General features: G+C 31.9%; 10 protein-coding genes. 3 read left to right on the forward strand and 7 right to left on the reverse strand.

The window, feature by feature from the left end; all coding sequences use genetic code 11:
• Positions 1-20 precede the first annotated feature (20 nt).
• Together PBV87_RS21055 and PBV87_RS21060 are read right to left on the reverse strand one after the other, a co-directional pair.
• Positions 21-1,256 carry an MFS transporter gene (locus PBV87_RS21055; RefSeq protein ID WP_330680501.1) on the reverse strand — a complete coding sequence of 412 codons (1,236 nt, stop codon included), beginning with the start codon at positions 1,254-1,256 and terminating at the stop codon, positions 21-23.
• Between the two features lie 175 nt (positions 1,257-1,431).
• A complete protein-coding gene (locus tag PBV87_RS21060) occupies positions 1,432-4,119 on the reverse strand; it encodes an alpha-mannosidase (RefSeq protein ID WP_271013632.1) in 2,688 nt (895 codons plus the stop codon).
• A 138-nt stretch (positions 4,120-4,257) separates the two neighbouring features.
• Here PBV87_RS21060 and PBV87_RS21065 point away from each other — a divergent pair, with 138 nt between their 5' ends.
• Both PBV87_RS21065 and PBV87_RS21070 read left to right on the forward strand, forming a co-directional pair.
• A complete protein-coding gene (locus tag PBV87_RS21065; protein ID WP_271013633.1) occupies positions 4,258-5,325 on the forward strand; it encodes a GntR family transcriptional regulator in 1,068 nt (355 codons plus the stop codon).
• A gap of 84 nt (positions 5,326-5,409) precedes the next feature.
• Positions 5,410-5,754, forward strand: a complete 345-nt coding sequence (locus PBV87_RS21070) for a phage holin family protein (protein WP_271013634.1) — start codon at positions 5,410-5,412, stop codon at positions 5,752-5,754.
• Positions 5,755-5,840: 86 nt separating this feature from the next.
• Here the strand turns inward: PBV87_RS21070 and PBV87_RS21075 are convergent, their stop codons facing one another.
• From PBV87_RS21075 to PBV87_RS21090, 4 genes are all read right to left on the reverse strand, one after another.
• Complete coding sequence (locus PBV87_RS21075) at positions 5,841-6,260, reverse strand: hypothetical protein (protein WP_271013635.1); 420 nt, start codon at positions 6,258-6,260, stop codon at positions 5,841-5,843.
• Between the two features lie 229 nt (positions 6,261-6,489).
• The gene (locus PBV87_RS21080) at positions 6,490-6,756 is read right to left on the reverse strand and encodes a hypothetical protein (RefSeq protein WP_271013636.1); all 267 of its coding nucleotides are present in this window, start codon (positions 6,754-6,756) and stop codon (positions 6,490-6,492) included.
• Between the two features lie 114 nt (positions 6,757-6,870).
• On the reverse strand, positions 6,871-7,197 hold the full coding sequence (locus PBV87_RS21085) for a DUF1540 domain-containing protein (RefSeq protein ID WP_053985607.1): 327 nt from the start codon (positions 7,195-7,197) through the stop codon (positions 6,871-6,873).
• Between the two features lie 63 nt (positions 7,198-7,260).
• Positions 7,261-7,755, reverse strand: a complete 495-nt coding sequence (locus PBV87_RS21090; protein ID WP_271013637.1) for a hypothetical protein — start codon at positions 7,753-7,755, stop codon at positions 7,261-7,263.
• A gap of 231 nt (positions 7,756-7,986) precedes the next feature.
• On the opposite strand from PBV87_RS21090, the gene PBV87_RS21095 reads away from it, so the two are divergent.
• The gene (locus PBV87_RS21095; RefSeq protein ID WP_271013638.1) at positions 7,987-9,960 is read left to right on the forward strand and encodes a methyl-accepting chemotaxis protein; all 1,974 of its coding nucleotides are present in this window, start codon (positions 7,987-7,989) and stop codon (positions 9,958-9,960) included.
• Positions 9,961-10,280: 320 nt separating this feature from the next.
• Here PBV87_RS21095 and PBV87_RS21100 read toward each other — a convergent pair whose 3' ends face one another.
• Positions 10,281-11,966, reverse strand: a complete 1,686-nt coding sequence (locus tag PBV87_RS21100) for a cache domain-containing protein (RefSeq protein WP_271013639.1) — start codon at positions 11,964-11,966, stop codon at positions 10,281-10,283.
• Positions 11,967-11,972: the final 6 nt, after the last annotated feature.

Here is an 11,972-nt window from a genome sequence, read left to right on the forward strand (position 1 = left end):
AATAGGTAACTTCTATGTTTCTAGAAGTTACCTATTTTTTGCTTATCATTAATCTTCTTAATCATGAGAATACCTATTACTAAAAGAATAGGGAAGATCATTGCTACTAATAATCCTGCTTTCAACCCCAATCCCACTACATCTGATACTACGCCTGCCATCCATGGTCCTACTGCTGCTCCCACATCTCCAAATACAGCTAATATTCCAAACATGGCTGTTCCACCTCTTGGATAGGTACTTGCCGTAAGACTAAATGTTCCCGGCCACATTAAACTTACTGATAGACCACATACTGCACATCCTAAAAGGGATACAAAAGGATTCGTTGCAAATACTGTAACAACGTAGCAAAGAATACAAAGAATACCACTTCCCAATAAGGCTCGGTTCAAATTAATCTTACTACCCCATATGCCATAAATCATACGTCCCGCCCCCATTAAAACAGCAAAAAGACAGGGTCCAAGTAAATCTCCCATCACTTTAGGAACTTGTAAACCTTGTTCTGCGAAAAGTGAAGACCACTGTGACATAGTCAGCTCAGAAGCACCTGCCGCTAACATAAGAAGAAGGGCAATAACAAAACCTTTAGTGGATAAAAGTTCTTTGACTGACATACTCTTTTCTTCCTCATGAGGTTCAATAATAGGTACCTTTAAAAATCTAGTCACATTATAAAGTGGAATAAGTGCCCATAATATAGGTAGTACAAACCATAAATCACCACCTATTAGTTTTAATAAAAGGGTACTTATAAGTACAACACCTACTTGCCCCCAGCAATAAAACGAATGAAGTAAACTCATGGCTGAAGCCTTTTCATCTCCTGGTAAGAATTCTACAATTGGGCTTACTAAAACTTCTATAATTCCGCCTCCAATTGCATAGAGCACAACCGCTATCATAAGTCCTATATAAGGATAAGGTAATACTTTTGGCAGTACCCCTAAACTAATCAGCCCCAATGCACAACATATATGTGCTATAACTGTAGCCTTTCTATAACCCATACGATCTACATATTTTACTGTAAGTATATCCACTACAATCTGAGTAGCAAAGTTAATTAAAATCAGTCGTCCTAACATTTCTAATGAAATTTGAAATTGATTTTGAAAAATAATAAAAAGAATTGGTGCTAAGTTATTAACAATGGCTTGAGTAATATAGCCAAAGTAACACGCCTTAAGCGTATGTTTATATGTGTATTCCATTTTACTCCCCTCATCTTCTTGGGTATTTTCTTCAGACATAATATCTGCAACCCTTCTTCTTCCAGCTTAAGCAAATATATGCTCTTTGACTCAGCTACATTAGCATTTCATCTAAAATTAGAATTCTATATAATTACTGATTACCTTTTGTAATTTTACAGAAAAATAACGCCTTTGGTCAAACCCATAAGGCGTTATTTTTGTTTATCTTAAATTATTTATCAAAGCCAAGTGTAATGATTTGATATGGATTTACTGTTACTGTATGTTCTACTGCACCATGGTTTTCTTCAAGTAAGTTACTCATGAACATATTCATATCTGCATCTAATGTAAGATTCGCTTCTTTGTCTGATACAGAATACCAACGTGTTACAACATTACCTTCATGGTTAAGTTTAAGTGATGAGTAAATAATCCCTTCTCCTGCTGTTGGTACAATGATTGGTGCGTATTCTTTTACTTCACCAACTTGTACTACTGTTTGCATTGCTGCAAATGGAATTTGGAATTGGTATGCTTCGATGTATGAAGCATAAACATCTTTTCCATGAGGAATGATTTCAAACTCAACTTCTTGGTAACCTAAGCATTGTGCTTCTGGTGTTGGGAATACACCCCAGTCCCCAAGTTCACGTGTACCTCTATGAATTGTAAGAGCAATTGTATTTTCTCCATCACGAAGAAGTTCATATTCGTTAAGACCAATGTTTGCAACTGTTAAACCAACATTTTCATCATGTACGTTGATAAATGCTTGTTGATGTTGTGCATTACATGGGTTTTTCCATTCTTTAGATGGTACTGTATCACGTTTTGCAACTTCGAAGATAGAGTCTGCATAGTGGAATGGTGTATCAAGTTTTGTAGTAAATAATGCACGTACTCTATGATCGATCGCTTCATTTACAAAGCTTGTTTTAACTTTGATTCCTTTTCCAAGTCTTTCTAATGTGTATACTGTTGTAATTTCCATTGGAATTGTTTCTTCTACACGTTGTGCTTTTCTTCCATTGAACCAAACAAGCTCTCTCATTTCTTTATCAAGTTGTTCATTTGCTGATTTTGGAATATTGATTGTTACTTTTGTTTCAATCTCCGCTACGTGAGGAAGATTTTTCACAACACGCACTTGGGCTTTTGCATCTTTTGATGTAATTGGTTTCTCACCAAGTGGCATGAAGTAGATATATTCATTACCAAGATCACCATGGTCTTCGTAAATACATTGTTCTTCAAATGTATGACCTGTTGTTTTATCTGTAATAGTGATAGAACCATTGTCTTCTACTTTTGCACTGATAAATGCATTTTCTAAGATACGTCCTTCTTTTACAAGGCTACCTTCTGCTTCTACTTTTGTATCAACAGGGATAAGTGCAAGTCTTCTAATACCAAATGCTTCTAATGCATCTACTTCAACAGTTACTTTAAGTTGTTGACACATATATGGTTGACGGAATTTGTCTTTTGGAAGGTCATAACCAAAGTGAAGACCAAGTTCTACGATTTCACCATTTACTTCATTTCCATTTTCATCAACGATTTTGTAGGCTGGTACAGTTGCATGGTTAGCATCATCAATTGCGCCTTGTACATAGTTTGGTGCAAAGTATTTTTTAGCTACTTCTACGTTAAGTTCTACTAAACCAGTTTTTGTATGACCTGTTGGATTGATTACAAAGAATGGTTCTGCTTCTTCACTAATATTTTTGAATTTCATTGTATCAAGTTTAGCTTTGATAAATTTCATTGCTTCATCAATAATGTGAAGTGCAACTTGTTCTGCTTTTTCGAAACGAGATACCATTTCTCTGTGTACCTCATCCACGCTACAACCACAAATACTATCATGTGGATGGTTTTGCATTAATACTTTCCAACCATATGTGAAAAGATGGTGTGGGTAGTCCATACCCATTTTATGTGCAAGTGTTGCTACTGGTTCTGCTACTTTTTCAAATAATGTTTGGCATTTCGCATTCATTTGTTTTAAGTAAATACGAGCTGAAGCTGTATTTGCAAGTGTACACCAACCATCTGTTTGTTGGCTTCTAAGTTCTCCGTGGATTGTTACTAAGTTATCTGGAAGCTCAGCTTTAATCGCTTCGATGTACTCTGGGAAGTTTGAGTGAATGAATTCTACATCTTTGAAGAACTCTCCTGCATTTCTTAATGCTTCACTTAAATCTGTTTGAACCGGTTGATGATCACAACCATTCATAAATAACATGTGGTCTGTTGAAGCAAAGTGTGCTGCACCTTCAAGTTTTGAATTCCAGTATTCTACTAACTTTTCTTTATCTGTTGGTGCTTCCATACCATTACAGTACCAGTTCGCAAAAAGTACACCAAGTACTTTTGATCCATCTGGACTTTCCCAGTACATTTCTGAGTATGGAGATTCAAAAGCTTCTCCGCTTACTTCGTTATTGAAACCTGTAGGTTTAACCCCACGACCAAATACTGCTGTTTCGATACCAGCTTGTTGTAACATTTGAGGTGCTTGACCCATGTTACCAAATGAATCTGGGAAGTAACCTACTTTACATACATCTCCGTACATTTTGGCATCATCGTGACCTACTTGAAGGTTACGTACATTTGCTTCACTACTTGTTAACCATTCATCTTGAAGGATGTACCATGGACCAATGTGAATACGACCATCTTTGATCATTTTTGTTAAAAGTTCACGTTTTTCTGGTCTTACTTGAAGGTAATCTTCTAAAATAATTGTTTGTCCATCTAAATGGAAACTTTTGTATTCAGGATCTTTTTCTAATGTATCAAGTAAAGTATCCATAAACTCGATTAAGAGCATGTGATGTTTTTCGTAAGGTAAATACCATTCTCTGTCCCAATGTGTATGTGAAATAACATGTGCTTTTTTGTTAGCCATTTTTTCGTCCTCCTAGAATGTGGTGGTTCTTGTTTATAAGTAGATTTTAAAAGATAGATAGTCTATAATCAATGGAAGTGATATAAAAAGATGATAAAGTTGGTATACTTGATATATCGTAGAAAGGACTTTTATATTATGCAAAATGAACCATTATATATTAGTATGCGTAAATATTTATTAGAAATTATTGAACAAAACAAGCATACGCCTGACTTTAAACTACCTTCTGAAAATCAATTAGCACTTCGATTTAATGCCAGCCGTATTAGTGCTAAAAATGCTATTTTATCTTTAGAAAAAGATGGGCTTATTTATCGTAAACAAGGTAAGGGAACTTTCATTGCTCCTAAGGCCAGTGAATTCGAGCTTTTAAAAGCTGATAAGCAAAATCCTATGATCTGCTTCATTGTACCGGGTGTAGGTGGAAAATTTATAGGTAAAATTTTAGAAGGACTTCAAACCTTCACTTTAGAACATCATTTAAACTTAAGTATTATGGTTACAGGCGGTGATCAGAAGATTGAAGAAGAAATGATTCGTGTTGCTACTCAAAATAACTGTAAGGGACTTATTATTTATCCTGTTGATAATAATGTCTATAATAAGGAAATTTTAAAACTTAGTTTAAATAACTTCCCTGTTGTTCTAGTAGACCGTTACTTAACAGGATTAGATTTAAGTTATGTTGCTTGTGACCATTTCACTGCAGCTTATAATGGAACTAAGTATCTTATTGATAACGGTCACACCCATATCGGTTTTTTAAGCCAAGATCCTCACTCTGTAAGTTCTGTTTTAGAACGTAGTAATGGTTATCAAAAGGCCCTTCTTGATCATATTGGTTCTTTTGATACCAATCTTCAATTAACTATTGATCATACCGACCCAGATTTTCTAGAAACAGTCTATACTTATTTACAAGATAACCCTAGTCTTACTGCCCTTATCACAACAAGCATTGGCTATGGTCTCAACCTTGTACCCTATTTGCAACAAAAAGGGATTCATATACCCGAAGATCTAACTTTAATGCTTTTTGATAATGAATTTGAAGGCTACTTACCTCTCCTTTCCTTTAAACCAATTATTATTGATCAAAATCCTTATGAAATAGGACTTAAAGCGGGAGAAGTTCTCTATCGTCTTCTGTATAAAAATCCAAAACCGAAGAAAATTTTATTGAAAGAATCTATTTTCTTTTAATTTTTCAAGTATCTCTTTTAATTTTTCATGCATAAAATATATAAAAAGCTTGTCAAATAATATCTATTAAAGAAAGATGATTCTATGGAAATGTTTATGGACTTTATAAATCCCAATCTCTTTATCCTTATTCCAGTTATGAACATCATTGGTACTACTCTTAAATCTAGCTCAGTTGTTAAAAACAACCGGATTCCAATCTATCTTGGTTTTATTTCTATCTTTTTATGTTCCATAAACCTTTTTGCTTCTATTTCTACTTTCACACTTAAAACAATTTTGACTTGTCTTTTTTCTAGCATTACTCAAGGTATTCTTATTGCAGCTGTAAGTGTATATGCACATCAAGTTTATAAGCTATACATGAGAACACGTTCTGAAAATGCTTCTAACACTTCAGATGAGCATCCTATTAATAAACAAAAATAAAATTTTATAAATAGTGAATTTAAAATAATTAGTTATTTTAAATTCACTATTTATATTTTTATATTTATCTATTCATTTTTATTTATCTATTTATTTTTAGGTACCCCAATCAAGAATCCTATACAACCACTGACAAATGTTTTAAATTGAGAAATTGTTGCAAGTGCATCATCTGGTAACTGTGTAAATTCTCTTGCTATCATTAGTATTAATAGAGATAGAATACCAATTGTAGTTGCAATAATAACTTGAACATTATTCGTCTCTTCATTCTCATACTTATGCTCACTATCTTCTTTTACTTTTTCACCTTCACTATTTTCTTTAGATAAATCATTTATCTCCTGGTTTTTTCTTGATAATTTTTTAATTTGAAAATTATTCCCCAACAAATAGCCAAAGATAGATGCCATAGCAGCTCTTTCTAATACATCAATAGCAGATGTATATTTACCATGTACAGGTATAAATAAAGAGTAGGCTGAATTAACTATCAATATCATCATAAAAAATATAATACATTTATCCCGTAGACTAATATCTTTTATAAATTTTTTTATCTTCTTCACTACTCATTCCCCCTTTTTTACTTGTACTATATTTTATGCTACTCATAAAACAAAGGAGAAAACTACTGATAAATTATTAGAATAAACTTAGTAGAAATAGTTTCCCAATAAAAAAGTTCTATATAGCTAGAATATAACTTCTAGCTATATAGAACTTTTTATATTTTTAAAGACACAATTTATTTTGCAGACAATGTAAAATATCACTTCTAGAAATCATATCAATCATTCTTTCTGTGTCTTCGTCGAACAATTTATAAAGTCTTGCAACACATTCTAAAAGTTCATCATAACATTCAAAACATAATGTAGGATTAACGCCATCAGAGGTTACTAACATTTGAAATCTTTGATCTTCTGGTAATGTTGAATCATATAAAGTATGATTTTCATCTATTTTACCACAAGCAATACATTTCACTGGTTTTTTCATCATATTTCCTCCCAAGATTGTTTTTATTTTATTATACCCCTTTATAAAATTATAAAAAACAACCTATGTTACGTATAATCAATAGATTATTAAAAGACAAAAAAAGAAGAAGCCTTAGCTTCTTCCACATCTAAATGTTCCACATTGTGTATCATGACTACAAGTACAAGTAGATGCACCTGCTACACCTACTTCTTCAGCATGACATTCTGTATGATGATTAAAAATACAGTTGTCTGCTGTACATTTAATATCTACTACTGCTTGAGCCATATGTTCTTGATTACTTAATGTATACTCAGTAGAATCAAAATTTGCACAACATGTATCTTCTACATTTGTTGCTTGTTTTCCATTTCCATCAATTTCAATATAGTTCAAACTGCAGTAGTCTTCCTTATTATAAGAACAGTTTGTTACTGTACAACGTAATTTAGGCATACATATCCTCCTCTAAAATCGACTTGTAAAATTAGTATGCCTCATTTATTATATTTTATTGTTTTAAATTTTTGTATTTTCAAGGGTTTTAATGGTAATTTTAAGCTCTTGAATACGCTCATCTATCACACAATATAGACTTTCGTCTAATACCAATGTAAATTTATAAGTATTAAACTTTTCAATAAAACTACCTGTTGTATAAGTCCTAGTATCTTCTTCTGTCTTACCTATATAAAATAATTCATTTGCATTAACATAAATGACTTCTATATCATCAAATGTAAGAAACTTATATCCCCCTACACTAATTCCATACTTCAAAAATAACTTATTCATTTCTTTAATTTGTTTCAATACTTCTTTACCACTTTTATAATGAGACCCGTCTAGTTTGCTTATTTCATCTTTAATTTGCTCAAGTCCTAAGCTACTTTCCTTATAAGTCCCTATTAATAAATTCATTGTATTTTTAAGTTGCAATTCCGCCTCTGATTTAATAGGCTTAGGTTTTTGTTCTCCCTTACCTTTACTAGGAAATTGATAAACTTTTGCCATCCTACTTACCTACTTTCTTTTATTTCTAATAGGTATTATATCATACCCTAATACGAGATTTAATCTTATCTTTTGTGTAATTTCTACTATATTTATACTATTTTTACTATATTTTAAAACTTTCACACAAAATATTTGTTGATTCAAAAACATATGTTATACTTATTTTACACATTTATCTACACTCAATTCTATATATTCATCTATATTTTATACTAAGGTGGGGAAAACATGAAAAATTCAATCCAATTTAAACTCTTAGCAAATATTTTAGTGATTACTTTAGCAATTATTTTAGTGATGTATTTTTCACTTAGCTCTATCCTTAAAACAGTTCTAAAAGAAAGTAATTTAGAACATATTCAAACCCTTTCTACTTGCGCAAGAGATCAGATTGAACTTTATACAACAAACAATCTTAATATTGTCGATGCCATTGCTAATAACTCTATCTTAGTTGACTTACAAACTACAATGAATGAAAAGCAAAACTTTTTAAGAAATAGTGCTTCGAAATATGGTGCCACCCAAATAGGTTTAGTTAATTCTTCAGGATTATTATCTTTTCCTGACCAAACTACACAAGATATAAAAGATACAGTCTATTATCAAAACTTAATGCACGGTAAATCTGAGGTATTTGGCCCTTATTATACAGATGACCAAAGTGAATTTTTAATTGGTTTTACTGCCCCTGTGATACAAAATGGTAGAGTAACTGGTGGTGTTATTCTCTATAAAAATGGTCTTGACCTGTCTCAATTCATAAGCCAATTTAACTTTGGTCAAAACGGACATGCTTATATCTTAAATACAGAAGGCATGCTCATTGCTTCCTCTAAAAATACACTAGATGAACAAGAAGTATCCATTGAAGATCGTACGCTCCTTCATCAAGAAATCTTAGATAACAAATTAGGTACAACCACTTATTCATCTTCTGACGGAGAGCTTTGTCTTTCTTATTTAAATGTTCCTTCTACTGGCTGGAGCATCGTTTTAGAATCCTTAGAAAGTGATCTATTTGCTAATATGTATCGTATTTTAAATACATTACTTATAATTAGTATTATAGCTATTCTTTTAGCCGTCTTAGGAAGTAGCTTTATTGCACGTAGTCTTTCTAAAAGGCTCTCTACTTTTAAACAAACTTTTGAACAACTAGCTACTGGTGATTTTTGTATAGAACTTAATCAAAAAGAACTTCAACAAAAAGATGAGATCGGAGCTTTATATCAAGCTTTAAATCAATTCATGCACTCTATGCAAGATATGCTTTTAGCTGTTAAAGAAAGTAGTGCTACACTTTCTTCACATTCAGATGATCTTCTTAAGACTTCTTCTGCTCTCCTTCACTCTTCTGAGTATATTAATGATACTTCTCAAGACATTGCTCATGGGACTACACTTCAAAATAATGATCTAGTGATTGTGAATCAACTAGTTGAAAATGTAAATGAGCATATTCAAGAAGTACATCTAAGTCTCGATAACATCACAACATTTATCCAAGAAGTAAATCATTCTACTTCTATTAGTACTGCAGATATGGAAAAACTTTCTACTTCTTTGATAAACTTTAATGCTATTTTCTCTAATCTATCTGAGGGCATTATGTCTATGAATACTAAAATGTACGCCATTACAGACATTACACATATTATCAATGGAATCTCTGAGCAAACCAACTTACTTGCTCTCAATGCTGCCATTGAAGCTGCCCGAGCTGGTGAAAGTGGACGTGGTTTTTCCATTGTTGCCACTGAAATTCGTAAACTGGCTGAACAAAGCAAACTGGCTGCTCAAAATATTAATCATGTTATTAAAGATGTCATTGGAGAAAATCAAAATATTATCTCATCCAACGAAGACCTAGCCCATGAACTTAATGCCCAAAAAGAACATGTTTATAATACACTCGCATCATTTCAAACTATTATTAGTGGTGTAGAAGAAATTACACCTAAAATCACGGTTATTTCTGGAAAAACTACAAGGCTTAATAATGAAAAAGAAAAACTCTACCGCAATATTAAGAATATCACTACTACTTCTATTAAAATTGCTTCAAAAGCTGATGACGCCTATACAGAAACTACTTGTCTTCAAGATGCAAGCCAACAAATTAATGAGACAGCCTCTCACCTAACTTATTTAACCGAGCATCTCGGCAATAAGATGAAGCAATTTAAGCTTAATCATTAGGGTTGTCTATCATATTATGTCAAACTATGTCGTAAATTTTATCGAATTTACACTTAAATGATGCATTATTACAAAATTACTTGTTTAAATCAGTTTTTGTGTTAATCTACTGTTAAGGGAAAGCCCCTTACTTTCCCTCTCTTATGCACAAAGTCTTTTGATCGGCTCCCCTATTTTCGATCAACTCTACATATATAGCATAAACCCCTAAAAACGTTAATATAATACTAACTATAAATGATTTTGTTGCATAAGCTATCCCTTACCAAAATAAAAGAACCTAACTACATTTCCCTTATCTACATGTAGTTAGGTTCTTTTTAACATTTAGGCTTTGGTAACATCACCATTAAGCTAAATTCACTTACTTCCTCATTATAGTTCCATTTTACATTTCCACCATAATACTCTGTAACCTTGTAAATAATTTGCATTCCATAGCCATGGCCTTCTTTTTCTAATTTACGAGTTAAAAATCTTTTTTCTCGTATCTTAGGTTGCTGATCACAAGTATTAATAAGCTTTAACACCATCCAACTCTCATTAAATGTATAAGTAATAAATTTAATTTGTTTAATTTCCTTATGACTAATATGCTGTATTGCATTATCTAACATATTGCTTAATAGACTTACTTGATCTTTTAATTTTATAAAAGATAAATCTATAGGTTCAATATCTAATTCATATTCAATACGGTTTTGATCCATTATTCCAAGTTTCTCACTTAAAATAACATCTAATATTTCATTACCTGTTATAACAGTATGCCTATATTTTTCAATTTCTACATTCATACTTTCTATATATTCTATCACTTTATCATCTGAAGCATTTTTAGCTAGAGAATGTACACATATCAAATGATTCTTTATATCATGAATAATTGTATTCCCACTATTATATTTTTCTTCTAATAGCTTATAGTGTGCTTTACTTATTTTTTCTCTCTCCTCTATAAGCTGCTTCTCTTTTTTCATATAATAAATCCAAATAATACTTCCAGCTGTTCCACTAAATAGCATGACCCCTAAAATATTAATAAAACTTATATCTATTTGTCTTTTTATACCTTCTGCAAGATAATTACTATTTTCTTCTACATAAGCTGTTATATCATCAATATGAATTCCTGCCGAAATAATCCAATTATAAGGTTTATAAAGCTTAGTATAGCTAATTTTCAAGGCAACATCATTATTGTCTTTCTTTTTATAGTGATAAGTATTCCATGATTCACCTGTTCTTTTTATATCTTCAAGCTCTTTTTGATATGGAAAATTTCCTGTTTTATCAATACGATATGTAGATAACAAGTGCCCTTCTCGCTCTGGCATCGTATGGTCCACAATACATCTAGCGTAGTCTGTACCACCATTATAGTTTAAGACCTCATTCACCCATATATAAATATCCTTCCCCATTCCCATATTGCGGATGTCATTTAAGGCTAATTCCTTAGCTCTTTTTTCTATGGCTTCCTTTGTAAGACCCAAAATGATTACTTGATCCTTAGATTGTATATATCTTATCGCATGTTTTTCAAAACCTTGGACATATTTTGCAAGTTCTGCTTGACTCATTTGTATGCCATCTAGTGCACGATCACTACTGTATCGCACACTATTATTTTTAGTATTCCATATAATCATATCTGCTTGAAGCTGTTCGCATGATTGCTGTAAACCTAACTGTTCCTCAAAGTCTTCTCTTATTATCTCATCATTAATTTCTATGTTTTCAAAGACATTACTAAATGTTTGTAAAAGATAGTCAATATCCTTTTCCAAACGTGCCTTTTCTATCTCTATTTGGCTGTAAATTATATCAACAACCTCTTCTATACGTTGTTTTTGTTTGTCTATTAACATTTGATGAAAATTATCACTTACAACTTTATACGTCTTTTCTGTATCTATTCTATAAATTGTAGCTAAACATATTCCTACTATGAAAATCAGTAAAATAATAATGCTAACTACACTTACTTTTCTTGCCCACTTCAATACCTA

It is taken from the genome of Holtiella tumoricola, assembly GCF_027857615.1.
GTDB classification, from domain to species: domain Bacteria; phylum Bacillota; class Clostridia; order Lachnospirales; family Cellulosilyticaceae; genus Holtiella; species Holtiella tumoricola.